The organism is Bacillus cereus group sp. Sample62 (genome assembly GCF_036851315.1).
Taxonomy (GTDB): Bacteria; Bacillota; Bacilli; order Bacillales; family Bacillaceae_G; genus Bacillus_A; species Bacillus_A wiedmannii.
The window spans coordinates 4722633-4747543 of the sequence record NZ_JAFLPK010000001.1 but is presented as its reverse complement, the minus strand read 5'-3'; the positions used below and the strand labels follow the sequence as shown (position 1 = coordinate 4747543).

Genomic DNA, 24911 nt, shown 5'->3' with positions numbered 1-24911 from the left:
ACGTTTCGTTGCTTTATCATGTGCATAGGAATGAAAGGCGAGCACAAGCTCATATATATAAAGAAAAACCATAGGTGGCGACTGCGATGATTCATCATATTTATGAGCATTATCACATGCATGTTAAAGAATTAATCCCCCTTGGCCCCTATAAAAGCTTTTGGATTCGCAACAAAATTTATGTACTTGTTCCAATTGGAGAAATGGAGGAAGAAGTACTTGTAGAGATGAAAAAGCTCAGTGACTATATGAACCAGCAAGGGGATATAACTGTAGCGACTTTCGTTCCGACTATACACGGCTACTATGTATGTGAGATAGAAGAACAAAATTACTGCTTATTAAAAGGTATGCGTGCGTTAGAACGACATGCTACATCATTAGGAAGTGAGCTTTCTATATTCCATAAACGAGGTGCATTCTTTCCAGAAGAAATCGAGCAATTAAGCCGCATAGGCGAATGGAAAGCATTATGGGAAAAAAGGCTCGATCAATTAGAAAAGTTTTGGCAATCACAAGTGATGAACCACCCTACAGACGTATTCGATCAATTGTTTATTGAATCCTTCCCGTATTACTTAGGAGTTGCAGAAAATGCAATTCAATATGTTGTCGATACAGAGATGGATGATACGCCGCAACTGACTGATGCAGCAACAATTTGCCAAGAGCGATTCACACCTTTATTATGGCATCAAACGAAGCGCCTCAAACTTCCTTTCGATTGGGTGTATGATCACCCAACTCGAGATATGGCAGAATTAATTCGCTATATGATGATAGAAAAAAAGAAAGACTGGGAGCAAACAATCGTTCAATTTGTTACAGATTATGAACGGAATTATTCGCTATCTTCGTTTGGTTGGCGCCTATTATTTGCAAGGCTCCTGTTCCCACTTCACTACTTTGAAACAGTCGAACGATATTACCAAACAGGAAATGAAGAACAAAAAAGCATATATAGAGATCGCTTAGAAGCCATTTTACACGATGTGAACCGCTCTGAGCAATTTATGAAGCACTTTTATGGTTCACTTCGTTTACCAGTTGATAAGTTAGGGATTAGGAAATTAGATTGGCTATCTTAAAATATAAAAAAGAGACCGATTGAGGTCTCTTTTTTATATATCACAATTGTATGTAATACATTATGCCCCTACCTGTTGATCTGCACATATATTTAAAATGAATTGATGTCTTTCGATTTTTTCATTTACTTTACTCAATAATTCTTGCTGGATTTCTTTAAATAAAAATTGATAACTCGTATTCCATGTTGGTATAACGGATGAAAGATCTAATAAATACTCTTTTTTCTTTTCTAGTTCTTGAATTGTTAAAAAAGTGTTTCCCATTCTTGGCATGTGTCGTCCCCCTATGTTTTTTTCTGTATATGTGTGAACGATTCTATATTATTAATTATCGCATTTTTTGAGAAGGATTTCCAATTTTGTTTTATGATGTTAAAGGATAAGTGTTATTTGAATAAAAAAAGAGACCCAAATGGGTCTCTTTCTAGGAAGCGATTCTGAATGAGCCGCTTCCGCTTTTAGATTAAAATACTTGTTCTACTTCAATAACGCCTGGTACTTCTTCAAGTAATGCGCGTTCGATACCAGCTTTTAGTGTGATTGTAGAACTTGGGCAGCTTCCGCAAGCACCCATAAGGCGTAATTTTACGATACCTTCTTCAATGTCTACTAATTCAACGTCTCCGCCATCGCGAAGTAAGAATGGACGTAATTTATCTAATACTTCTAGTACTTGTTCTTCCATATGTGGGTTTTCCATTTTTATCGACTCCTTTCATCAGTTTTATTATAATCAAGATAGAGGGGAAAATCTATTTTTTCTGTTCTTGTTTTAATGTCGAAATTTTTTATCATGTTTATAACGTGTTTTTTCAGTATAGGGGTAGGGAATAAGTTTGTAAAATGATGTGCTTATGTAATAAGACATCTTAATATACTGTTGAAACAAGAAGTGGGGGAGAAGAAATGGTTAATGTGCAAGTGTATGGGACGAAAGTAATTTGTGCAAGCTGCGTTGGAATGCCATCTTCAACAGAAACGTTTGAATGGTTACAAGCGGCAATTGGGCGTAAATATGAAGGACAAGAAAATAAATTTAATTTCGAGTATATTGATTTTCAAGAAAAACAAGAAGATGAAGATAAAAAAGCATTCGCAGAGCGCGTAGTGGAGGAAGATCTATTTTATCCAGTCGTTCTTGTAAATGGAGAAGTTGTTGGAGAAGGAAATCCTCGTTTGAAGGATGTTTACGAAGAAATCGAGAAATATTTATAAAACAGGAAGCCTTTGCGAATTTGCGAAGGCTTTTTTTAATGGAGGGATAGATGTGGAAAATGGAGTGAAGCATGCGTTACCAAAGGAAGTGCGACAGTTAATGGAGCGGTACACAGTAGAATTAAAAGAAATTTTTTTAGACGAAAAAATAGTCGGGGTATATATTTACGGCTCCATCGCACTTGGTGCATTTCAGGCAGAATCGAGTGATGTCGATTTTGTTACAGTAATAAGTGATTCTGTGAATGAAGCTGAAAAACAGCAACTTGTAGAACTTCATAAGAAACTTAGTGAGAGTACGTTAGGTAAAAGAATGGATGGTATGTATATTCCGCGTGCTGATTTAGGGAAATACAATGATGAAATGAATGAGTACGTGTATTGTGCAGATGGTAAAGCGAATATAGGTCATTGGGATATTAATGCGGTCACATGGTGGACGTTAAAAAATCAAGGTATTACAGTTACCGGGAAAGAAGCTGAAGATCTTTCGTTTCAAATAAGGTGGGATGATGTAGTAAATACGATGAAATACAACGTAGAACAGTACTGGAGTGAAAAAGCGAAGCAACCATATTTATTTTTTATAGAAGAGTGGGTAGAATCAGCTGTCGTTACAATGGGACGTATTTTGTATACACTAGATCATAAAACAATCGTTTCAAAAGATAGAGGATTGCAATACTTGTTAGAACGTTCAGGGGAAGAATGGGAACTTTTATTAAAAGAAGTAGCGAGAATACGACAGAATCCAAAAGAAAAGCGAATGCTCTCAAGGTGGAGAAGGGCTGATATGACGAAGAGGTACTTACTGCATTTAATTGAAACATGTAGAGAGAACTGGTAGGGAAAAACAGGCGATACAGTAGATGGTATCGTCTGTTTTTTTGTTAAAGTTGGTATATGATGGAATAAAAGGTTTAATTATACTGGAGGGGATAGGATGAATACAGAATTAGCTACATATGAAGAAAAGAATGTACAAATGAGTATGCTCGAAGTAATTAGTATGATAATAATTATTTTGGGGGTCATGTATGGAGTGGGTTTTTTGAACCTTGTATATGATTCTTCCTAGATCATCTTATTCCGCCTTTAACATTTCTTACTATTATTTCAATATATTCACCAGCAAGGAATCATTGTTTACAGTTAGTGAAATCAATACAGTTCAATAATTTTAAGCATTATGTAACGATAGTAATGACAATGATCATACTGCTTATATATCATGCAGGATTGAATTTAGTTTTACCACATGGGCTTGGGGTGAATGAATCTAATAAGTAATAGAGCCTACTAAAAGTGAAATCATTTTATACGTAGTGGTACTCACCACTTTTGCACCGATTTGGGAAGAACTTTTATTTCGGGGGATGTTTTTCACAAAATTATCTCAGCGCTTTTCTACACTTACTAGTATTGTTATAAGTGCTTTTATATTTACTTTAGGACATCCACTTACTTTAGGTGGTGTTTTATATATTTTTGGTGGTGGTATATGTTTAGCCTACACTTATAAGAAAACAAATAATTTACTCGTTCCATGGGGAATTCATTTATTAAATAATGCATTTTTTATACTAGTAAATTTTCAACTGTAAAAAGACGCCTTTTTAAAAAGGGCGTCTTTCGTATTTTGTAGTAGGTAGAAAAGGCTTTACACACATTGTGTAGAGGCAAGGTAATACAAAATATAGATAGTTTCATGTGAAACATTTTTATTATCAAATATATAAAATGCTTAACTTAGTGTATTAAACGTATCATTTATAAGTATTCTAATATATTTAAAAGTAAAATGAAATAATAAACGGGTAATTGTCGGAATATATTCGATTTCCGTTCAATTTTATGAAATATATGTACTTTTTGTTAGATTCCTTCTTTTTCTTTCTATAAAATACATGTATGCAGAAAGAAGAAAAGGATGATGTACGTGAAGGACACTGTTTTACAAGAAACAAATTCCCCGCAAGATTTACATAAAGTTGTTCAAAAGAATACAGCTTATTATGACTTTAAGTGGGGCAAAGTAGAAAATCCAGCGCAAGGGAATACGTGGAACTGGGTAGCCTTTTTCTTCCCAACCTTTTGGTTAGCTTATCGTAAAATGTATAAGTTATTTATTATACTTACGTTATTGGCGGTACCTAGTATCGTTGTAACTCCGTTTATAGATATTTCAGATGGGATTTATTTAACATGTAGTTTAGCTCTTCAATTAGGAATGATGATATTTACTGGATGGCAAGGAAACCGTTTATATTATAAGCATGCTGTTCGTGTTTTACATAAAGAAGAAGATAGGCCTGATCACGAGAAGGCGTATTACTTACAATCAAAGGGTAGCGCTAGTTTTGCTGGTATGGTTGGTTTCCAGGTTATAGTTGGAATCGTGTTTGGTGGAGCTATGTTAGGACTCTCTCTTTTGCCAACCGAGCCGAATATTAAAAATGTTGTGCGTTCAAGTGGTGAAGGATTTACTTTAGAAGTTATGACCGATAATCCAACTTGGAAGCTTGTGAAGAAAGAAGCAGATTATGATGTAGTAGAATTTACTGGTTATGATTATATGGAGAAGAAAAACGTGAAAATTAAATTTGCTGTTTATTTCAGTGAAGACTATTTTGAATGGCAAGAAGTATATGAGAATAATAAGAAGTTAAGTGAAGAAGAGTTAGAAGAGTATCAATTTTATATTGAAGAAAATGGTTGGGGGTTCTAGTGAGAACTCGTTCATTTTGAAAAGAAGAATCTTGTGAGGGTTCTTCTTTTTTACTTGGAAACACCATACGAATTGAAATTTTGTAAAATACAATAAAAAATGAGAATTTGAGGTAGGGTTGTCAATAACGTAAGACTATGGCACTATAAAGAAATGCTATACAAATTTTATTTATCGAGATGTAAAAATCAATTTTGATTTTTACGTATAAATAATGAACGGAGGAAATGAATTTATGGCTACTTTACCAAATTGTCCAAAATGTAATTCAGAATATACGTATGAGGATGGCGTTCTTTTCGTATGTCCAGAATGTGCTCATGAGTGGGGCCAAGAAGCAGAAGCTGAAAATAATGATGGTGCAAAAGTTGTAAAAGATGCGAACGGAAACGTTCTTCAAGACGGCGATGCTGTTACTGTTATTAAAGATTTAAAAGTAAAAGGAACTTCTTCAGTTGTGAAGATCGGTACGAAAGTAAAGAGTATCCGTCTAGTTGATGGCGATCACGATATTGATTGCAAAATCGACGGTTTCGGAGCAATGAAGTTAAAATCACAGTTTGTTAAGAAGGCGTAAGTAAAAAGAGGAGGCGAATGGGCCCCCTCTTTTTATTATGTCATTTTTTGTCGGTAAGTCGATATTCCTTGTCGAATCGTCGATATAATTTCATTTACCATGAACAGTGCACCATTTATCGCGCACTATAGTCAACCTCTTTTAACTGACACCGCTTATTAAAGAATGTTTTATATCCAAGCTGTAAGAAGATAATAACAGCAAAGGCAGTGCTTCCTGAAATACCAAGTATAATGGCGATTTGATATTGAATGGCTGTAAATGGTGATACACCAGCTAAGATTTGACCAGTCATCATGCCTGGTAAGCTTATAATCCCCATTCCGACCATAGAATTGATCGTTGGTAAAATAGCAGAGTCAAAAGCGTCGCGTATGAGCGGTGCAGCGGCTTCTTTCGGTGTTGCGCCGAGCATAAGTGCTCCTTCGATTTGACCTCTTTGCGATTTCATATTGTTTAAGAACGTATTTGCACCGAGAGAAACACCTGTCATCGCATTCCCAACTAACATTCCCGTAATCGGAACGATATATTGCGGCGCATACCAAGGATCATGACCGATAATAACAAAGATAAATAGTAGAAGTGGCCCAATTGATCCGGCAACCATGGAAAGAGCGGCTACTCGTTTTAAGTCTTTTGACATTGGGATGTTAACTCGTTTATAAATATTAAAAATTGCAAAGGTAGTAATAGAAGTAATAAGGGCAATTGTATAAAATGGATTACTGTTTTCAAATACGTATGTAAGGACATAGGCAACAAGTACGAGCTGAATGGTCATACGGAATGTTGCGAGCGCGATTTGTTTTTCACGAGGTATCCCTTTTAATTTTACAAGCCCGATTAAAATAAGAATGAAAATATATGCAGCGGCAAGTTGCCAAATTTGGAGTTCAATAACGCCCTTCAATTGAGAGCACTTCCTTTCTAGTTGCACCGTTTGTTTTACTAATTTCAATAATATCGTCTGCAATTTCTTCTGGAAGTTGTTGTGAGTGTGTAATGAAGATAACTGTTTTTTTCTTTTCTCTTGCTAGCATAGTAAATTGTTTCATAACGCGGCGTTCTGTATCGCTATCTAGTGCCGAGGTGGGTTCATCTAATAAATAAACAGGTGGATCCATAAGTACGATACGTGCAAAAGCAAGTCGTTGTTTTTCTCCGCCTGATAAGGAATCAGCGTTGTCTTCTAAATTTTTTTCTAAGCTAACAGTCGTTAGTGCGCCTCGCAAAATATCATCATTTGGAAATGGTTTTTCAGAAAGACGAAGTCCCATTAATAGATTGTCTTTAATCGATCCATCAAAAATAGGTGGAGTTTGCCCAAGCATGACTACGTCACGTCGTAATTGAATAGGAGGATAATCAGAAATCAGCTTTCCGTTGTATTCAATTGTACCGGATGTTGGGGATTGTAAATCATTTAGCATGCGAAGCAATGTACTTTTTCCGCTCCCACTCTCACCGATAATACATGTGATTTTTTCTTTTTGAATCTGTAAATAAGGAATGTGTAGTATATCTTTATATGTAACGTCTTTTAATATAAACATAAATGGGCTCCTTTCTGATTCTATTTATCCCGCATTAACGGGCAGTAAGCCCCCCACCTCAAAATTCAGCGAAAGCAAAGAAGTTAGGTGGGGAATCAACTGCCCGTAAAAGCCCGATTGGTTCAACTAATAATCAGTGGGGGATGAACAAAACCCCCACTGATTAAAGTTTCACTTTATATCGTATCAAAAAAGAGAAGATAACGGTTATAAAGAGCAACGTTTTTTCTTCGTCTTGAGTTCTATTAATAAGTTAAGTAAACGATCTAATTCTTGGCTGAAAGAAATTACTTTATCATGAGTGAATCCGTACTTTTCAACGAGATAGATCAATTCTTCCTTCTTCGCTTCTATTCGATCGTTTAGTTTTGTTAAGTTCATAAGTGAAATGGAATACCTCCTGTAAAAGTATTTACAACATAAAAAAATAAGACCGAATGACTTCGGTCTTAAAGGAAATAATAAAACAACTTATAAATAGCATACACTGTTTATCAATAGTTTTTAATATAAAAATGAAAAATAAATCATCATCCATATTGAGAAAAATGTGTCTGATAATTATATTTTAACTCATAAAAGAGACTGCCTATTTAGTAGACAGTCTGTAAAGTATTAACCTTTATGATATTTGTACATCCAAAGAAGACCGGATTTTAATAATCTCGGTACACGTCCCATTAATGGTTGGTTTGCAAGTAAACCAAAGCCGTGCTTCTTACCAAGAGAGCCGAGAACACCTTTTAATTTAATTACAGGTAGTTCGTCAGGAAGTGGTTCATTATTCCAACGTTTTAATAATATTTGGACAATTTGCTCTCCTTGACCTTCAGCAAGTTGGGCAGATGGAGCGTGTGGAAGTGCTGCGCAATCCCCTACAACATACACGTGCTCGTTATTTGGAATATTGTGATATTTTGTTAAAATAACCCGTCCGCTACCATCTTGTTCAACTGGAAGATTTCGAACAACTTCATTTGCTTGAATACCAGCTGTCCAGACGATTGCATCACATTCAAGTGGTTCATCGTGGTTGTACACAATATTTGGTTCTACTTTTGTAATGTTAGAGTTTCGTATAATAGTAACTTTATGTTTTACGAACCATTCTTCTACGTATCTACTTAATTTCTCTGGATATGGGAATAGAATTCTATCTTTTCGATCAAATAAGTGAATTTTTAAATCAGAACGGCTTTCGCGAAGTTCACTTGCAACTTCAACGCCACTTAATCCAGCGCCAACGACAGCTACTGTTGCGTTTGGTTCTAGACTATTTAATTGTTCATATGTCTTACGTGTTTGTTCAATCGATTGTAGGCTATGTGTATATTCCTTCGCCCCAGGAACGTTATGATATTTATCCTCACAGCCAAGACCGATAATTAAATCATCATATGGGATCGCTTCGCCGCCATCGAGATGAACAGCTTTTTCTTCGAGATCAATATTTGTTATTGTGCCGTATTGAATATTGAGGCGTGGGTGCTCGGGAAACGGTATACGAATATGCGTTTCTGAAATAGTACCCGCAACTAATGCATAATATTCAGTTTTGAAGCAATGATATGGTACTTTGTCGATTAATGTCACTTGTACATCATCTGGAAGTTGGTTGCTTGGAAGTAGCCGCTGCAGAATTCTCATTCCACCGTAGCCGCCACCTAGTATTACGAGGTGTTTCATGATGGATTACCCCTTTTCTGTTGAAATATCCCCTAATCATACAATTTTATATTAATAAAATATTTCGACTTTACTCAATCAAATTATATCGAATTTGTGAACAAATAACAATGCATGAATGAATACTCTGTTGTACAATAAGAAGAAAAGTAAAGTAAACTGTTTTTCCTTTTTAGTTACTATTTCATTGCGAGTAGCATGTTATATAAAATAAGACCATCTACTTTGAAGTGAAATAGTGAAGTAACTAAATAGTTTAGAATGTATAACGAAAACAACAAGAGGCAGCTTAGTCTTCTTCTTAATAGATAGAGTCAGAAGGTAATTTGTTTTGTAGTACAGGGGGGAGAATTTTGATTAAACCATTAATTGAATTTTGTGTAGGTAACCTTGCGAGTGGCTCACAAGCAGCTTTAGAGAAATTAGAAAAAGATCCGAATTTAGATGTAATGGAGTATGGTTGTTTAGGATATTGTGGCATTTGTTTTGAAGGACCGTTTGCACTCGTAAATGGTGAAGTAGTACAAGGTGCTACAGTAGAAGAATTGGTCAATAATGTATATGATTATTTGGATGAAAATCCAATGTTTTAAGGTGTTGCAATCAGCAGCACCCTTTTCTTTTTCTATTAGATAAAATTTCCTTTCGCGGGGGAGGATAATATTGTATATAAATAAAAAAGGCCCTTGTAAAAGGGCTTTTTTCTTACACAATTTGTGCAAGAATGGCTCATCGCCAAATGTTGTAAAATATGAGAAACGGGGGACATTCATATTGTGTTCTAAAAGCGTGCATTTTATACTTAAAATAACAAACTATTTTTGGAGTGAATACAAATGAGCCAATTTTCTTTTACAAAAATGCATGGTCTTGGCAATAGTTATATATATGTAAATATGTTTGAAGAACAAATTCCTGAAGAAGATTTAGTTCTTGTGGCGGAAAAGGTTTCAAATATTAATACTGGTATTGGAGCAGATGGAATGATTTTAATTTGTCCATCTGACGTAGCTCCGGTGAAAATGCGCATGTTTAATAATGATGGTTCAGAAGGAAAGAGCTGTGGAAACGGTTTACGCTGCGTAGCGAAATATGCGTATGAGCATAAACTAGTAGAAGAAACAGTTTTCACAATTGAAACGTTAGCTGGTATTGTAACGGCGGAAGTAACGGTAGAAGAAGGGAAAGTTACATTAGCGAAAATCGATATGGGAGCACCGCGTTTAACACGTGCAGAAATACCGATGCTTGGTGAAGGTGAAACACCATTTATTCGTGAAAACTTCTTATACAATAATCATCGTTATGCATTTACAGCTGTTTCAATGGGGAATCCGCATGCGGTTATTTTTGTTGATGATGTAGAGCAAGCACCTCTTACAACACTTGGGCCAGTTCTGGAGACACATGAAATGTTCCCAGAGCGAGTAAATGTTGAATTCGTCGAAATTTTGAATGATGCAGAGATGAACTTCCGCGTTTGGGAACGTGGATCTGGTGTAACACAAGCTTGCGGAACAGGGGCGTGTGCTGCAGTTGTAGCCTCTATTTTAAATGGGAAAATGGAACATGGTAAGGAAATTACAGTTCATTTAGCTGGCGGCGATTTAATGATTGCATGGACAGAAGAAGGCAATGTGTTAATGAAAGGACCAGCAGAAGTAATTTGCCGCGGAGTGTATGAGTACAAGATAGAAGCGTAAAGATGTATAATAGAATGAGAACAGAAAGGATGGTGTATTTCATGATTGAAGTAACAGAACAAGCAGCTTTTCAAATTAAAGATATGTTAAAAGATGCTGAAGATGGAGAGAAGTACGTGCGCCTTGCTGTACATGGCGGCGGATGTACTGGCCTTTCTTACGGCTTAGGATTTGAAGTAGAACCAAAAGAAGACGACACAGTTCTTGAATTTTTCGGTGTTGAATTTGTTATTGATACAGAAAGTGCTCCAATTGTTAAAGGAGTAAAAATTGATTATAAACAATCTATGCTTGGCGGTGGATTCACAATTGATAATCCAAACGCAATCGCATCATGCGGATGTGGATCATCTTTCCGTACAGCGACGAATGCTGGTAAGCCGGAAGAGTGCTAAGTTTTTAGCCGAAATAGAGAAAGACCTTTTTAGCGATGGAGGAAAATCGCTAAAAAGGTCTTTTCTTTTGTCACAAAAAATCAAAACCGTCGCCTTCCCAATTTAGAAACCGACCTTGTTGCACAACGAATTTTACAATCTAATTTATCTTTGCATAGATGCAAGTATCAATTAGTTGTTTACCGTCAGCTGAAAGATCTTCATTACGTAATATCCCTTCAAGCTCAAAGCCTAATTTTTCAGGGATCGCACGACTTTTCGTATTGTTAGATTCACATCGTATTTCAATCCTTCTAAATTTGAATAACTGAAATCCAAGGTTTATTAACGCATTTACTACTTCTGTCATATATCCATTTCCACTAAATTGCGTGTTAATCCAGTATCCAATTTCACATTTAGAAACCTTCCAATCAATTCTGTGAAGGCTAGCAGTTCCAATAAAATCATTCGTCTCCTTATGGTAGATAAGATAGCGAAAGCTTTCTCTTTTCAAAAAATCTATATATGCATTTCTCAGGAGAATTTCCGTTTCTTCAACAGTAGGAATTGACTGAAATAAAAGCAACCACTGCTTTAATTCACTAATGGAATCTTTAATAGCTTCTTGTACTATATTCCCTTCACCAGCTTGAAGTGGTGCTCGAAGAATGAGTCTGTCTGTTTCTATTTGTAACGGAACATCTAATAAAATAGGGTTCATATTATTTCACCTCTCGAAAACTTTAAATTAGGACATATAAAAAACTTTCGCTCGAAAGCTAGAAAACAATAAATATATATTCAATTCATCATTTAGAAATCCCTTTTCACATATTGAAAACGAAATCACTAGTTGGTTGAGTAAGGAATTATTATTTTTTATCTATTTTCTTACGATTGTTGTCTTTTGCATAATTAGAGGTTGGTTTATGTGTATGAAGAAGTTTCACAAAGTAGTAGCAACTCATCCAAATTTAGAATCCGTACTCATTCCAATTGGTGACGGGATGAAGGTTTCTAAAGTGAAGAAATAATTATTATCTTACAAAAGTGTAATGTTCATGTCATGTTTTTGAATTTCTTCTTTAAGCTCTGGGCTTTAAGATAATAATATAAGAAAAAAACATGAGGTGAAGGAAATGAAAAGATATATTGCACTGTTTAGTATTTTAGTTGTATTCGCAAGTCTTTTAGTTGGTTGTGATATTAACCGTATGGGTAAGGATGAGTATTACGTTCAAATTACAGTAGATGGAAAAGAAACGTATAGTAAAGCTGATAGTGGTGAGACATTTAAAGATTACCAATATAAACTAACTGGTTTTGATAAAGAAGGTAAAGAAAAAGAATTAGAATTTACTGCACAAAAAAATCTTCGTAAAGATGCATTCCTACGTGTATATCATTCAGATAAAAAAGGTGTATCAGCTTGGGAAGAAGTAAAGAAAGATGAGCTTCCTGCGAAAGTGAAAGAAAAATTAAGTGTGAAATAAGACAGATAAAAAGGAATTGACGAACAGGGTCAATTCCTTTTTATATTCTCAAAATCCTCTTCTGAAATGACTTTAAAGCCATGTCTTTTAAATAAAGCAGTTGTTACCCCGTAACCAATTTGTTTATTGCCGTTAAATTCTCCAGTGTAAATTGTAGAACTACCACAAGAGGGACTGCGTTCTTTTAAAATAATATATTCTGGGCGTAAATCTTTGATTTGTTCTAATGCTTTATAAGCACCGTTTACGAAAGCTGCGGTGACATCTTCACCGTCTTTTGTCACCACTTTTGCTTTTCCATCTAAAACGTCATCGCCATTCCCGCCAATAATTTCAGCTGAGGGACGAGGCGTTGGTAATCCTCCTAATACTTCAGGACAAATGAGGACTGTATCTTCTTGTTGCAGTAGCTCCTCTATTTTTGAAACGAGATTGTCATTTCCATCATACCGACAAGCGATACCACCTAAACAAGCGCTAATTACGATCATATTGTCACCTCCAAAAAAAATTAAAATATCCCGCCAATTTTTCTTCCTGACTCTTACCTATAAATGAGGTGATAAAAATGGGAAGCTTATATAACTTAATGAAACCATATAGTGAATTTCGAAGTAAAGAAGAGTTTAACACATATCAAAGACAAATTTTGAAGTGCTATCGATTTGAATTAAATAAAACGGATACTAACATCATTCATTTTTTAGGGAAGTATGCGGTGAATGAGAAACAGAAAACAGTGGGAGTTGCTTGTCCGTTAATGGAGACGATCGCGACGAATATTGGAAAAAGTATTCGTACAGTACGCCGCTCCATTGCAAAGCTAGAGGAACTAGGAATTATAAAGCGTGTTGCGACAAAAGAAAGACATAAGCGCGGCGGATATAGTGCAAACTTATATGTATTTCTTCCATCTGCAATTGACCGCATGGATGACCGTATGAAATTGTCCGCATGTGAAAGTGATGATCGTGTAGATGGCTGTAGTAAAAATGAGCAAAAAAGTGAAGGGGAAACAATTCTTTTTAAAAACATTCCACAAATAAAAGAGAATAGAAAAGAAACGTACGAACTTGATGAGACGTATTGCCGTCACGATATACCGAAGCCTTTTATATACGCACTTGTGCCAATGACGCGTAATCCGAAAAAGATTAATATATTTTGGAGTAAGGTGGAACTTGCATATAAAAAGAGCGGGTTACTAGAGCAAGGTGTTTTACTGGAGCAAATATTAGCTGATGAAGAAGTGTATGGAAATTTCATTTGGCGAGTAAAGAGTGTTGTGAGAGCGTATAAATACGGGGAAATCCGTAAAAATGTTAAGGCGCTTTTATATAGTACAGTGCGGGACCTATTTTTAGAGGTTGGACTAGAATGGGGAGCAGCCGTGAGAAGAAGTAAGGGGATACCGTTATTTGATCCGTTTAAAAAGGAGCCATGCGTATAACACATGACTCCAAGTAGTTAATCAAACTTTCTTACAACTGGAACACGAATCGCTACAAAGAGTACGAAGACGATAACGGCGATTGCACCGCTTTTCATAACGGTTACGATTGGAATTCCTATTGCAAGTGCGATTGATGTGAATGCATAAGAAAGCGGGATAAAGCCCATTGATGAGAGCATAAGTAGACTCATTACGCGTCCCATCATTTCTTCTTTTACTGTCGATTGAATCATCGCCATAAGCGGAACGATAGCCATTGCGATTGTAATACCGTAAAACATGCCAGCTAATAATGCTTGCCACAGTACGGTACTAAAGTTGATGGATAAGAAGAATACACCAGACAGTAGCATCATGATAATGCAAAATAGACCGCGTCTACGATTAATATTTTTTAAACCGACAATGACAGCGCCTATTGCCATTCCGCCTCCTACAGATGCTTCTAAGTAACTGAACTGAAGCGAGTCACCGTGCAGAACATTTTTAACGAAAAGCGGGAAACCAACTTGCATCGGACCGATTAAAAATAAGTTTAAAAAGGCGCTACAAAGAAGGAAAGTTGAAAGGAATGGTGATTCCTTTACATATAAAATTCCTTCTTTAATAGAAGTGAACATGCCTTTGTCTGTATTTTGCTGTTCTGGGATCGTAAATTGTATTTTTTGAACGAGTATGGCTGCGACGATTAGTAATAAAATCGTGATCGAAAAGATCGTTTCATAGTTCGTAAATTTGATAAGAATTCCGCCCAGTACAGGGCCTAAGATGACCGATGCTTGATTTGACATTTGTGTAAGTGAGTTTGCTTGTGTTAAACGGCTTTTTTCTACAAGTTCAGGCAAGATAGATCCATCAGCTGACCAGAAAAAAGCATCAGCAAGCCCAAAGAATAAAGCGAATAAAGCAAATGTATATAGTGTTACATCACCTACGATGAACCATGTAAGGATGGTTGCGACAAGAATAGCACGAATAATATTAGAATAAAACATAATGTTTTTTTTCGGGAATTTATCAGCTACAGCGCCGCCGATAATCATAAAAATAAGCCTTGGAACACTAAGAGCTACGAAAACAACACCGAGTGAAGCCTCAAGGTTTAATGTTTTTGCTATGTACCACGTTTGTGAAAAAGTAAAAAAGGCTAAAGCAAAACTTGAAAAAAGAGTAGCTGCCCAAAGGAAAAGGAAATTCGTATTTTTTAATAACGGTTTCGTATTTTCTTTTAAAGCAGATTTATTTTGTTGTAGTTCCTCCATATTGCTTCCTTTCTATGTGACAAATTTAAACTAAAAAACCTATTAACAATCGTTTTATACAGTTTCTAATGTTTCTATACTGCACTTTCTCATTGTAGACAATAATGTTGGGTTTGCACAGTGGCTATTTAACGACAAAAAAGAAGATACCAAATGGTATCTTCTTTTTTGTCGTTCAGGCTAATGCAATATAAATATCTAATTGTACGTTGGTTGGATCTGTTGCTTTTTCATCATAAAGCTCAAAGTCTGTTGTAAAAGCACGTTTGTTTTCTTTTGACCATTGCCAAATATATTCCCAAGCCTCACAAACGACTTCAGCAACTGGTCCTTTTCTCGTTGTAAATACCGCATATGTAGCGGCAGGTATTGTTAAAGTTGTCATATTTTTAGGTGCGTCTTCTAATGAAGAAACGGGCATACCGATCGTAAATTGATATGAACCAGTTTCATCTGATTCGTAATTTGAATAGAAAGCGAATGTTTCTTTCGTTTGTAGATTTGGGATGTGATGCATCATTTGTTCTTGGAAGTATTGGTTCCAGAGCCCTGGAATTTTTCCTTCAGTAGAGGCCTCTATTTCATTTGTCGTCGTAATCGAAACACCGATTGCTTGGAAAGCTTCTTTATTTACGATAATAGGATCGTTTATCATTAAAAATTCCTCCCTTTAATTAGAACGTTTGTTCTTGTTTAATATAACATATTTTTACATGTAACGGTTACTATTTTTCAGGAATTTAATTAATGAACTAAAATAAGTAAAAAATGGTAAACTTCCTATTGATTGTATAAATAGATTAACGAGTATGTTAAGATTTTTATGTATCCTTTAACTGTTATATAAACCTATACAATAGGGGATTTTTCCTATATTAAAAAATAGTAAAGGTTTGTATAAGTATCCGATATATATATGCTATTTTTGATAAATTAAAATAGTAATATTCTATGAGATTTGTATTGTTGGAATAGGGATTTCAATGATGCATCTTCGTAGGACGGATTGTTGCGAGTGGATATATATTGCTATGTTCCTGGCTACTAAATGAAATGGGTACTGAAATGAAGTAGACGGATAGCAAATATATAGAAAGGAGAAAAGGTGGAAAATATGAAAAAAGTGTTGAAATGTTTTAATGTCGTAACAATGATTACGCTTCTTCTATCTATCATCTTGCCTTCACCTAGTGCTTTTGCTACAGAGATAAATAAAAAGAGCTGGGATGAGTTACAAGGGAATGATGTGAAGATTAAGGCAGAGCAAGTGAATGCTGAAATATATAGGGGAGAAGTAGCTGAGGGGGAGCACGTATTTCAATATACGATTGAAAATACGGGAGATACACCAATTCAAGAATTGGTGATGAAACAAAATAATGACAATGAAATTATGTTCCTTCCTCAATCTATGAAAGTAAACGGAGAGGAATTATCTGAAAATAAGGTAGCTGATTTCTATGTAGAGGAAAAAGATAAGGGAGGAAAGCTTCTTTCTTCCAATCTTAAAATTCAAGATTTAAAATCACACGAAAAAATGACTGTGCTAATAAAAGCTAGCCGTGCACAGCATTTTAATAAAGAATACAAACAAAAGATTAGTGTGCAAAAAAATCAAGTGCAAATAGGGACCATGTCTGTAGATGTTGAAGGGATTCCATCTGAAGACAAGGTAGAAGCTAATGCCGATGATGAGGCTGACAGTAGTAAGAAAGAAGTCGGGTCACCAGTTGATAATGCAACTAACAAAGCTGATGAAAAACTAAAAGCATCTATGGAAGATAAAAATAAGCGTGTATTAAAAACAGAGATAGAGAAGGAAAAACAACCGGTAGCTAAAGATGAGAAGCAGCTAGAAAAAGAGCAAAAACAATCACCTGTAGCGGCAAAACAGAGTGATACAGAAGTACAAGCTGCATCAGAAAATGCTTCACAGGTTCAAATCCAAACAGGAGATAAGCAAGGGTTTGGAGATCCACTGTATTCTACAATTGCTGCTGGTAATTTAGTGCAGACTGGTAATACGACGCTTGGTTTAGTTGATGAGAAGACTCGATATGGTAGACAAAGCCTGGGATATAGGACGGATAAATATACTGTTAATGTCGATAAGGTTGATGGCAACTTTAACTCATCAACAGGTGCATTTCCAAAAATACCTGCTGGAAGTAAAGTGAAAAAGGCGTATTTATTTTGGACAGCGGCTATGGGTTTACCAGGAAATATCGCTGATAGAAAGGTTACCGAGGATCAAGTAAGGCAACCGGTCAAAATAAAAATAGGAAATAAAGGATATTCAGAGGTAAGTGCTGATAGTATACGAAAAGCAGATTATTTGCCGTATATTTCTAATTACTCAGGTAGTGGTGCTGGTTATGTTGCATATGCGGATGTAACAAGTGTAATTGCACAACAAGGGATTTCTCAAACAGTGACAGTTGCTAATGTCCCACAAATTAAAGATGAAACAGGTGGCGGCTACTACTGGGGTAACTGGAATCTTATATTAGTGTATGAAAACTATAAAGAAACCGTAAAAGATATAAAGGTTTGGGAAGGTTTAGTTTCTCAAAAAAGTACAGCTTGGACAGATATTAGTGTTAATAAAATAAACACACCGAAAGAAGGGGCTTTTAAGGCGAAATTTAGTTATTTCTCGTCACAAGGAGATCCTGCTGAAAATGATGGATATGCCTATGATTATGGAGAGTATGACTTTGGATTAGGATATCAAAAGTTTAAAAATATTAACGGTAAAGACAATGATGTTAATGACTCGTCTATGACAGAAGTACAAGTAGATGGTACTAACGAGTTTGTTACAAAAAAATATCCGGGATATAACCCAGATTGGACAAATTCATTTAGTACAGATATTCATACGTATCACCTTGAGGGACCAAAGCAAGTGAAAAATGATTTAAAAGAAGGAAAAATGCGCTTTAGAGCAAATGGTAGTGGCGGTGACATTTACGTATTAAACAACACCACATTCGTTACAGAACATAATGCACCAAATTTACAAGTTGATAAAAAGGCATTAGATAGTGCTGGAAAAGAAATTAAGGAAGTTAAAGTTGGCGAAGAAATTACGTACCAAATTGAAGTGAAGAATGATACGAAGAACAATCAAGCACCGGTATCTAATGTAAAAGGATTTGATAAATTAGATGATCGCTTAGAGTATGTTCCGGGATCTATTCAATATGTTACTGGTAGTAATAAAGGACAAAAAACTGATGATGCGAACGATGATGAAGCAGAGTTTGTAAATAATCAAATTGATTTCCGTATTGGTGAAGGGGCAGATGCTACAGATGGTGGTGTTTTACAGCCTGGTGAAAGTGCCACTATTACATTTAAGGTGAAAGTGAAAGAATCTATACAATCAGATACAACAGTGAAAAATACCGTTGTTGTAAAGGGACAAGATAGTGATGATGTAAAGTATGAGAGTGAAGATGATGCAAATATTACGGTTACGACTCCAAAAGAAGTTCCTGGAGAAATAGAAGCGACAAAAATAGCTTCTAACAAAACACCGAGTTTAGGTGATGAGGTAGAGTATCGCATTACTTTTAAAAACACTCTTAAAGATGGACGTCTAGATGTATTGACGATTGAAGACGAATTACCGAGTAGTCTTGAGTTTGTGAAAGATAGTTTGAAAGCAGAAGGTGCAAAACCAGAGCCAGTAGAGCTGAAATTTGAAAATGGCAAAGTAATTGCAAAGTATCCAGAAATTACGGATATGGAAGAAAGAAGTATCGTCTTTAAAACGAAAGTAAAAGAAACTGCAAAAATTGGTGAAGAAATTGTTAATAAAGCAATTGTTAGTGATAAAACAAATCCACCAAAGAATCTAGAAGAAAAGATTACACCACAGCATAAGGCCGGTAAGATTGATGCAAAGAAAAAAGCAACAAATAAGAAGCCGAAGCTAGGAGAAGAATTTGAATATCAAATTAGCTTCAAAAATACGGTGGAAAACGGAAAACTAGAGGCAGTTACAATAGAAGATGAAATTCCAGCTAACTTAGAATTTATTCAAGGCAGTGAGAGAGCTGAAGGTGCTGGACCAAGTCCAGTAGAGTTAAAAGTAGAGAATGGTAAGATAATCGCAAAATATCCAGAGATTACGGATACAAAAGAGCGAAGTATCATTTTTAAAGTGAAAGTAAAAGCAGAAGCAAAAGCAGGAGAAACAATTGTTAATAAAGCAATTGTGAGCGATCCAAATGGTCAGTCTGAGCATCCAGAAGAAAAAATTACGCCAGGTTATAAAGACGGTAAAGTAGACGTGGATAAAAGCGTAACGAATCAAACACCAAAACTAGGAGAAGAAGTGGAGTACCGCATTACATTTCATAATACGGTAGAAAACGGAAAGCTAGAAAAGGTAATGATAGAAGACACGTTGCCTGAAGGTGTTGAATATGTGAAAGATAGTTTGAAAGCAGAAGGTATAAAACCAGAGCCAGTAGAACTAAAAATGGAGAATGGCAAAGTAACTGCAAAATATCCAGAAATTACGGATATGGAACAAAGAAGTATTGTTTTTAAAGTGAAAGTAAAAGAGACGGCAAAAGTAGGGGAAGCAATTGTGAACAAAGCAGTTGCAAAAGATCCGAAACATGATCCGGCTGATGCAAAGGTTGTTATTACACCGCAAAGTAAAAAAGGTGAAATTGCGGCTACAAAGGTAGTTAATAATGAAAAGCCGAATCCAGGAGAAGAAATCGAATATCGAATTAGCTTTCATAATACGGTAGAGAACGGAAAACTAGCAGAGGTGCGAGTAGAAGATGCAATTCCAACAGGCCTTGAATATGTAGAAAATAGTATTAAGGCTGAAGGAGAAGCACCGGAGCCAGTAGAATTAACGGTTGAAGCTGGGGTAGTTAAAGCTAAGTATATCAATATTACGGATACGAAAGAAAGAAGTATCGTCTTTAAAGCAAAGGTGAAGGAAGAAGCAAAAATAGGTAAAGAAATCATCAATAAAGCAATTGTTGATGATACGAAAAATCCACCGATTGAGCCGGAGGAAAGAATTACTCCGCAATATAAAGATGGAATAATTGATTCGAAGAAGACAGTAGATAATTCATCACCAAAACTAGGAGAAGAAGTGGAATACCGAATTAGCTTTAAGAATACGGTAGAAAACGGAAAACTAGAAAAGGTAAAAATAGAGGATACAATCCCTAGCGGTTTAGAGTATGTAAAAGATAGTGAAAAGGCGGAAGGCGATAAACCAGCTCCAGTAAAGTTACATGTGAAAGATGGAAAAGTTATCGCTGAATACGCAAATATTACGGATACGAAAGAAAGAAGTATCGTCTTTAAAGTAAAGGTGAAAGAAGAAGCGGAAGTAGGCAGGGAAATCGTCAATAAGGCAATTGTTGATGATACGAAAGATCCAACGACTTCAGAAGTAACGATCACGCCAGAATATAAAGACGGTAAGCTGAAAGCTGAGAAGTTTGTAAACAATAAGAAGCCGAAGTTAGGAGAAGAAGTAGAATACCGAATTCATTTTAAAAATACGGTAGAAAACGGGAAGCTAACTGAGGTTAAAGTAGAAGATGAAATTCCAGCTGGCTTAGAGTATGTGGAGAACAGTTTGAAGGCGGAAGGTTCTAAACCGGGTCCGGTAGAACTGAAAGTGGAAAATGGCAAGGTAATGGCAAAGTATCCAGCAATTACAGATACAAAAGAAAGAAGCATTGCCTTTAAAGTGAAGGTAAAAGAAGAGGCAGAAATAGGTAAGGAAATTGTCAATAAGGCAATCGTAGTAGATACAACAAATGAGCCGGAAAAGCCTCATGTGGTAATTACTCCACAATATAAAGATGGCAAGATTACTGCTCAGAAATTGGCGAATAATCATAAACCAAAACTAGGAGAAGAAGTAGAATACCGAATTCGTTTTAAAAACACGGTAGAGAACGGAAAACTAGCAGAGGTAAACATAAAGGATACATTACCAGCTGGGTTAGAGTATGTGGAGAACAGCGTGAAAGCAGAAGGTTCTAAACCGGAACCAGTAGAGCTACAGGTGAAAAATAACAAGGTAATGGCAAAATATCCAACAATTACAGATACAGAGGAAAGAAGTATTGTCTTTAAAGCGAAGGTAAAAGAAAGCGTAAAAGCAGGAGAAGAAATCGTAAATGAAGCGGTTGTGGATGATACAAAGAATCTGCCAGAAGAGCCTTATGTACCGATTACACCGCAATATAAAGATGGAAAAATTGAAGCGAGAAAAGAAGTAAGTAATCACGAACCGAAGCTAGGCGAAGAAATCGAATATCGAATTACTTTTAATAATACGATGAAGGATGGAAAGCTAGCAGAGGTGAAGATAGAGGATGAAATCCCAGCTGGTTTAGAATTCGTACAAGGAAGCGAAAAGGCTGAAGGTGAAGAACCAAAACCAGTGGAGTTGAAAGTAGAAAATGGAAAAGTAATGGCAAAGTATTCAGAGATTATGGATACGAAAGAAAGAAGTATCGTCTTTAAAGTGAAGGTGAAAGATTCAGTTGCAATAGGCAAGGATATTACAAATAAAGCGATTATTCATGTGGATGATCCGAACCATCCTATAACTGAACCGACAGCGAAAATTACACCGCAATATAAAGACGGTAAAATTACTGCTCATAAAAAAGTAAATAATCATAAACCAAAGCTAGGGGAAGAAATCGAATACCGCATTTCATTTAGTAATACGGTGAAAGATGGAAAGCTGGCTGAGGTGAAGATAGAAGATGAAATTCCGTCTGGTTTAGAATTTGTGAAGGATAGTCTAAAAGCAGAAGGTGATAAGCCAGCTCCAGTAGAGTTGAAAGAAGAAGCTGGTAAAATTATCGCAAGATATGAAAACATCACTGATATGAAAGAAAGAAACATTATCTTTAAAGTGAAAGTGAAAGATGATGTGGAAGTGGACAAGGCAATTGTGAATAAAGCGATTGTGGATGATTCACAAAATCCAGTAGAACGACCGGAAGTGGAGATTACACCGGATTATAAAGACGGTAAAGTTAAAGCTGATAAAAAGGTAAGTAAAAAGGATCCAAAGCTAGGAGAAGAAGTAGAGTACCGAATTAGTTTTAAAAATACGGTAGAAAACGGAAAACTAGCAGAGGTGAAAATTGAGGATCAATTACCAACTGGTTTAGAGTATGTGAAAGATAGTTTACAAGCAGAAGGTAATGAACCGAATCCAGTAGAGTTAAAAGAAGAAGCTGGAAAAATTACAGCGAAGTATGAGAATATCACTGATACAGCGGAGCGTAGTATTAACTTTAAGGTGAAAGTAACGGAAGCAGCAAAGGTCGGTAAGACAATCGTGAACAAGGCAATTGTGGATGATCATAATCCAAAGAATCCGCCGCAAAAACCAGAAGCGATTATTACACCGGAGTATAAAGACGGAAAACTAAAAGCTGAGAAAACGGTAAATAACGAAGCTCCAAAATTAGGAGAAGAAGTAGAGTATCGAATTACTTTCCGTAACGTAGTTGAACATGGAAAAGTAGCGAAGGTGAAGATTAAGGATGAATTACCAAGTGGCTTAGAGTTTGTAGAAGGTAGTGAAAGAGCTGAGGGAGAGAATCCGAAACCGTTGCATGTGAAAGTGAAAAACGGGATTGTCCTTGCAGAGTATCCAGAAATTACGGATACGAAAGAAAGAAGCATCGTTTTTAAAGTGAAGGTGAAAGAAAAAGCTAAAGTAGGAGAGGCAATTGTGAATAAGGCGGTTGTGGAAGATACAATACATCCACCAGAGCAACCGAATATCGCTATTAAGCCTCAATATAAAGATGGTGCATTACAAGCAGAAAAAACAGTAAGTAATCATGAACCGAAGTTAGGAGAAGAAATTGAATATCGAATTAGCTTTGAAAATACGGTAGAGAACGGAAAACTAACTGAGGTAAAAGTAGAAGATGAAATTCCAGCTGGTTTAGAATACGTACAAGATAGTATAAAGTCCGATGGGCCGGAACCAAATCCAGTAGAACTTCATGTTGAGAATGGAAAAGTATCAGCAAAGTATCCAGAAATTACAGATACGAAAAAAAGAAGCATCATCTTTAAAGTGCGAGTACAAGAAACGGTACAAGTAGGAAAAGAGATTATAAACAAGGCGATTGTGGATGATAATAATCCGACGACTCCGCCAGTTGAGTCACTTATACCAATTACACCGCAATATAAAGATGGGAAACTAGAGGCAAGGAAAGAAGTAAGTAATCATGAACCGAAGCTAGGAGAAGAAATCGAATATCGAATTACTTTTAACGGCACAGTAGATGGCGGGAAGTTAGTTGATGTGAAAATTGAAGATGAAATTCCAGCTGGTTTAGAATATATGCAAGATAGTTTGAAGGCTGTAGGTGACAAGCCTGCACCAACAGAGCTTACAGTAGAGAATGGAAAAGTAATAGTGAAGTATCCAGATATTATGGATACGAAAGAAAGAAGTATCATTTTTAAAGTGAAGGTAAAAGAAACAGTAAAAGTTGGAGGGGAAATAACAAATAAAGCGATTATTCATGTGGATGATCCGAACCACCCCGTTATGGAACCGACAGCGACAATAAAGCCAGGATATAAAGATGGTAAATTAAAAGCAACGAAGACAGTAAGTAATCCCGAACCGAAGCTAGGAGAGGAAATTGAATACCGAATTAGCTTTGAAAATACGGTAGAAAACGGAAAATTAGCCGTGGTAAAGGTAGAAGATGAAATTCCAGCCGGTTTAGAATACGTGCAAGATAGTCTTAGATTTGAAGGTGCTGAGCCAAATCCAATAGAGTTGAAAATGGAGTTTGGAAAAGTAACTGCTACGTATTTAGACATTATGGATAGAAAAGAACGTAGTATTATTTTTAAAGCGAAGGTAAAAGAAACTGTTAAAAGCGGAGAGGAAATTGTGAATAAAGCGATTGTGGAAGATACAACAAACCAGCCGCTTGAACCGACAGTTTCCATTAAGCCGAAGAAACCGGAAGATCCGAAAGAACCAGAAGTGAAGCCGGAAGATCCGAAAGAACCAGAAGTGAAACCGGAAGATCCGAAAGAACCAGAAGTGAAGCCGGAAGATCCGAAAGAACCAGAAGTGAAGCCGGAAGATCCGAAAGAACCGGAAGTGAAACCGGAAGATCCGAAAGAACCGGAAGTGAAACCGGAAGATCCGAAAGAACCAGAAGTGAAACCGGAAGATCCGAAAGAACCAGAAGTGAAACCGGAAGATCCGAAAGAACCAGAAGTGAAACCGGAAGACCCGAAAGAACCAGAAGTGAAGCCGGAAGATCCGAAAGAACCAGAAGTGAAGCCGGAAGATCCGAAAGAACCGGAAGTGAAACCGGAAGATCCGAAAGAACCAGAGGTGAAACCGGAAGACCCGAAGAAACCAGAAGTGAAACCGGAAGATCCGAAAGAACCAGAAGTGAAACCGGAAGATCCGAAAGAACCAGAAGTGAAACCGGAAGACCCGAAGAAACCAGAAGTGAAACCGGAAGGACCCGAAGTAAGACTGGAAAAATTAATTAAAGAGCCGCACGTAAAAGTAGAAAGAGAATTACCGAAAACAGGGGCAGAATCTCCATGGATGATGTCAGTTGGTTCGGGAATTTCATTCTTAGTTGGCGGAGTATTATTCATATTAGGTAGAAGAAGAAAACAGTAATTCTAAAAGCACAATGAGTTCGATCATGTATCGGATTCATTGTACTTTCGTTTTTTGATATATAAAG

The 24911-nt window shown here is 36.3% G+C and carries 22 protein-coding genes and 1 pseudogene; 13 read left to right on the top strand and 10 right to left on the bottom strand.

Translation table 11 applies throughout. The features are described 5' to 3' along the window. The first annotated feature begins 86 nt into the window (after nt 1-86). Nucleotides 87-1088, top strand: coding sequence for a spore coat putative kinase YutH (gene yutH, locus J0835_RS24395; protein ID WP_087982826.1), 1002 nt, complete (start codon nt 87-89; stop codon nt 1086-1088). A 60-nt stretch (nt 1089-1148) separates the two neighbouring features. Here the strand turns inward: yutH and J0835_RS24390 are convergent, their stop codons facing one another. Both J0835_RS24390 and J0835_RS24385 read right to left on the bottom strand, forming a co-directional pair. Continuing rightward, a complete protein-coding gene (locus J0835_RS24390; protein ID WP_016096616.1) occupies nt 1149-1364 on the bottom strand; it encodes a hypothetical protein in 216 nt (71 codons plus the stop codon). A 190-nt stretch (nt 1365-1554) separates the two neighbouring features. Next, on the bottom strand, nt 1555-1791 hold the full coding sequence (locus J0835_RS24385) for a NifU family protein (RefSeq protein ID WP_000431158.1): 237 nt from the start codon (nt 1789-1791) through the stop codon (nt 1555-1557). 206 nt (nt 1792-1997) lie between these two features. Here J0835_RS24385 and J0835_RS24380 point away from each other — a divergent pair, with 206 nt between their 5' ends. The 5 genes and pseudogenes from J0835_RS24380 to phnA all read left to right on the top strand — a co-directional run bounded on the left by J0835_RS24380 (nt 1998) and on the right by phnA (nt 5611). After that, on the top strand, nt 1998-2306 hold the full coding sequence (locus J0835_RS24380; RefSeq protein WP_048561653.1) for a YuzD family protein: 309 nt from the start codon (nt 1998-2000) through the stop codon (nt 2304-2306). Beyond that, nucleotides 2275-3153, top strand: a complete 879-nt coding sequence (locus tag J0835_RS24375) for a nucleotidyltransferase domain-containing protein (protein WP_087982824.1) — start codon at nt 2275-2277, stop codon at nt 3151-3153. Before J0835_RS24380 ends, J0835_RS24375 begins: the two co-directional genes overlap by 32 nt. A 96-nt stretch (nt 3154-3249) precedes the next feature. Then, nucleotides 3250-3910, top strand: a pseudogene (locus J0835_RS24370) (lysostaphin resistance A-like protein). Between the two features lie 329 nt (nt 3911-4239). Continuing rightward, nucleotides 4240-5034, top strand: coding sequence for a DUF2628 domain-containing protein (locus J0835_RS24365; protein WP_087982870.1), 795 nt, complete (start codon nt 4240-4242; stop codon nt 5032-5034). A 235-nt stretch (nt 5035-5269) separates the two neighbouring features. Next, complete coding sequence (gene phnA / locus J0835_RS24360) at nt 5270-5611, top strand: alkylphosphonate utilization operon protein PhnA (RefSeq protein ID WP_000212737.1); 342 nt, start codon at nt 5270-5272, stop codon at nt 5609-5611. Between the two features lie 115 nt (nt 5612-5726). Here the strand turns inward: phnA and J0835_RS24355 are convergent, their stop codons facing one another. The 4 genes from J0835_RS24355 to J0835_RS24340 all read right to left on the bottom strand — a co-directional run bounded on the left by J0835_RS24355 (nt 5727) and on the right by J0835_RS24340 (nt 8853). Beyond that, nucleotides 5727-6524: an ABC transporter permease gene (locus tag J0835_RS24355; protein WP_087982822.1), complete on the bottom strand. Its 798-nt coding sequence runs from the start codon at nt 6522-6524 to the stop codon at nt 5727-5729. Then, nucleotides 6508-7167, bottom strand: a complete 660-nt coding sequence (locus tag J0835_RS24350; RefSeq protein ID WP_087982820.1) for an ABC transporter ATP-binding protein — start codon at nt 7165-7167, stop codon at nt 6508-6510. Before J0835_RS24350 ends, J0835_RS24355 begins: the two co-directional genes overlap by 17 nt. A 207-nt stretch (nt 7168-7374) precedes the next feature. Then, the gene (locus J0835_RS24345; RefSeq protein WP_087982818.1) at nt 7375-7548 is read right to left on the bottom strand and encodes an aspartyl-phosphate phosphatase Spo0E family protein; all 174 of its coding nucleotides are present in this window, start codon (nt 7546-7548) and stop codon (nt 7375-7377) included. 234 nt (nt 7549-7782) lie between these two features. Next, on the bottom strand, nt 7783-8853 hold the full coding sequence (locus J0835_RS24340; protein ID WP_087982817.1) for an NAD(P)/FAD-dependent oxidoreductase: 1071 nt from the start codon (nt 8851-8853) through the stop codon (nt 7783-7785). A gap of 353 nt (nt 8854-9206) precedes the next feature. Between J0835_RS24340 and J0835_RS24335 the strand changes: the two genes are divergently transcribed. The 3 genes from J0835_RS24335 (at nt 9207) to J0835_RS24325 (ending at nt 10951) form a co-directional block, all read left to right on the top strand. Next, nucleotides 9207-9446, top strand: coding sequence for a YuzB family protein (locus J0835_RS24335; RefSeq protein ID WP_000595025.1), 240 nt, complete (start codon nt 9207-9209; stop codon nt 9444-9446). Nucleotides 9447-9689: 243 nt separating this feature from the next. Continuing rightward, nucleotides 9690-10556: a diaminopimelate epimerase gene (gene dapF, locus J0835_RS24330; RefSeq protein ID WP_087982815.1), complete on the top strand. Its 867-nt coding sequence runs from the start codon at nt 9690-9692 to the stop codon at nt 10554-10556. A gap of 41 nt (nt 10557-10597) precedes the next feature. Beyond that, a complete protein-coding gene (locus tag J0835_RS24325) occupies nt 10598-10951 on the top strand; it encodes a HesB/IscA family protein (protein ID WP_000573830.1) in 354 nt (117 codons plus the stop codon). Nucleotides 10952-11090: 139 nt separating this feature from the next. Here J0835_RS24325 and J0835_RS24320 read toward each other — a convergent pair whose 3' ends face one another. Continuing rightward, nucleotides 11091-11654 carry a GNAT family N-acetyltransferase gene (locus tag J0835_RS24320; protein WP_087982813.1) on the bottom strand — a complete coding sequence of 188 codons (564 nt, stop codon included), beginning with the start codon at nt 11652-11654 and terminating at the stop codon, nt 11091-11093. 208 nt (nt 11655-11862) lie between these two features. On the opposite strand from J0835_RS24320, the gene J0835_RS24315 reads away from it, so the two are divergent. Together J0835_RS24315 and J0835_RS24310 are read left to right on the top strand one after the other, a co-directional pair. Next, a complete protein-coding gene (locus J0835_RS24315; protein ID WP_087982811.1) occupies nt 11863-11967 on the top strand; it encodes a methyltransferase in 105 nt (34 codons plus the stop codon). A gap of 105 nt (nt 11968-12072) precedes the next feature. After that, the gene (locus J0835_RS24310; protein ID WP_087982809.1) at nt 12073-12426 is read left to right on the top strand and encodes a YxeA family protein; all 354 of its coding nucleotides are present in this window, start codon (nt 12073-12075) and stop codon (nt 12424-12426) included. A 29-nt stretch (nt 12427-12455) separates the two neighbouring features. Here J0835_RS24310 and J0835_RS24305 read toward each other — a convergent pair whose 3' ends face one another. Next, nucleotides 12456-12917, bottom strand: a complete 462-nt coding sequence (locus tag J0835_RS24305; protein ID WP_087982807.1) for a DUF523 domain-containing protein — start codon at nt 12915-12917, stop codon at nt 12456-12458. A 77-nt stretch (nt 12918-12994) separates the two neighbouring features. Between J0835_RS24305 and J0835_RS24300 the strand changes: the two genes are divergently transcribed. Then, the gene (locus J0835_RS24300; RefSeq protein ID WP_087982805.1) at nt 12995-13876 is read left to right on the top strand and encodes a helix-turn-helix domain-containing protein; all 882 of its coding nucleotides are present in this window, start codon (nt 12995-12997) and stop codon (nt 13874-13876) included. A 17-nt stretch (nt 13877-13893) separates the two neighbouring features. On the opposite strand, the gene J0835_RS24295 is transcribed toward J0835_RS24300, so the two are convergent. Both J0835_RS24295 and J0835_RS24290 read right to left on the bottom strand, forming a co-directional pair. Then, the gene (locus J0835_RS24295) at nt 13894-15141 is read right to left on the bottom strand and encodes an MFS transporter (protein ID WP_087982803.1); all 1248 of its coding nucleotides are present in this window, start codon (nt 15139-15141) and stop codon (nt 13894-13896) included. Between the two features lie 175 nt (nt 15142-15316). Continuing rightward, nucleotides 15317-15796: a GyrI-like domain-containing protein gene (locus J0835_RS24290; protein ID WP_087982801.1), complete on the bottom strand. Its 480-nt coding sequence runs from the start codon at nt 15794-15796 to the stop codon at nt 15317-15319. A gap of 459 nt (nt 15797-16255) precedes the next feature. On the opposite strand from J0835_RS24290, the gene J0835_RS24285 reads away from it, so the two are divergent. After that, entirely contained in the window at nt 16256-24844 is an 8589-nt protein-coding gene (locus J0835_RS24285) for an isopeptide-forming domain-containing fimbrial protein (protein ID WP_087982800.1), read from the top strand. Nucleotides 24845-24911 lie beyond the last annotated feature (67 nt).

Excerpts from the sequence above, each read along its gene's own strand:
- yutH (WP_087982826.1), top strand. The coding sequence starts at position 87 with ATGATTCATCATATTTATGAGCATTATCACATGCATGTTAAAGAATTA.
- J0835_RS24390 (WP_016096616.1), bottom strand. The coding sequence starts at position 1,364 with ATGCCAAGAATGGGAAACACTTTTTTAACAATTCAAGAACTAGAAAAG.
- J0835_RS24385 (WP_000431158.1), bottom strand. The coding sequence starts at position 1,791 with ATGGAAAACCCACATATGGAAGAACAAGTACTAGAAGTATTAGATAAA.
- J0835_RS24380 (WP_048561653.1), top strand. The coding sequence starts at position 1,998 with ATGGTTAATGTGCAAGTGTATGGGACGAAAGTAATTTGTGCAAGCTGC.
- J0835_RS24375 (WP_087982824.1), top strand. The coding sequence starts at position 2,275 with ATGTTTACGAAGAAATCGAGAAATATTTATAAAACAGGAAGCCTTTGC.
- J0835_RS24365 (WP_087982870.1), top strand. The coding sequence starts at position 4,240 with ATGTACGTGAAGGACACTGTTTTACAAGAAACAAATTCCCCGCAAGAT.
- phnA (WP_000212737.1), top strand. The coding sequence starts at position 5,270 with ATGGCTACTTTACCAAATTGTCCAAAATGTAATTCAGAATATACGTAT.
- J0835_RS24350 (WP_087982820.1), bottom strand. The coding sequence starts at position 7,167 with ATGTTTATATTAAAAGACGTTACATATAAAGATATACTACACATTCCT.
- J0835_RS24345 (WP_087982818.1), bottom strand. The coding sequence starts at position 7,548 with ATGAACTTAACAAAACTAAACGATCGAATAGAAGCGAAGAAGGAAGAA.
- J0835_RS24340 (WP_087982817.1), bottom strand. The coding sequence starts at position 8,853 with ATGAAACACCTCGTAATACTAGGTGGCGGCTACGGTGGAATGAGAATT.
- dapF (WP_087982815.1), top strand. The coding sequence starts at position 9,690 with ATGAGCCAATTTTCTTTTACAAAAATGCATGGTCTTGGCAATAGTTAT.
- J0835_RS24325 (WP_000573830.1), top strand. The coding sequence starts at position 10,598 with ATGATTGAAGTAACAGAACAAGCAGCTTTTCAAATTAAAGATATGTTA.
- J0835_RS24320 (WP_087982813.1), bottom strand. The coding sequence starts at position 11,654 with ATGAACCCTATTTTATTAGATGTTCCGTTACAAATAGAAACAGACAGA.
- J0835_RS24315 (WP_087982811.1), top strand. The coding sequence starts at position 11,863 with ATGTGTATGAAGAAGTTTCACAAAGTAGTAGCAACTCATCCAAATTTA.
- J0835_RS24310 (WP_087982809.1), top strand. The coding sequence starts at position 12,073 with ATGAAAAGATATATTGCACTGTTTAGTATTTTAGTTGTATTCGCAAGT.
- J0835_RS24305 (WP_087982807.1), bottom strand. The coding sequence starts at position 12,917 with ATGATCGTAATTAGCGCTTGTTTAGGTGGTATCGCTTGTCGGTATGAT.
- J0835_RS24300 (WP_087982805.1), top strand. The coding sequence starts at position 12,995 with ATGGGAAGCTTATATAACTTAATGAAACCATATAGTGAATTTCGAAGT.
- J0835_RS24295 (WP_087982803.1), bottom strand. The coding sequence starts at position 15,141 with ATGGAGGAACTACAACAAAATAAATCTGCTTTAAAAGAAAATACGAAA.
- J0835_RS24290 (WP_087982801.1), bottom strand. The coding sequence starts at position 15,796 with ATGATAAACGATCCTATTATCGTAAATAAAGAAGCTTTCCAAGCAATC.
- J0835_RS24285 (WP_087982800.1), top strand. The coding sequence starts at position 16,256 with ATGAAAAAAGTGTTGAAATGTTTTAATGTCGTAACAATGATTACGCTT.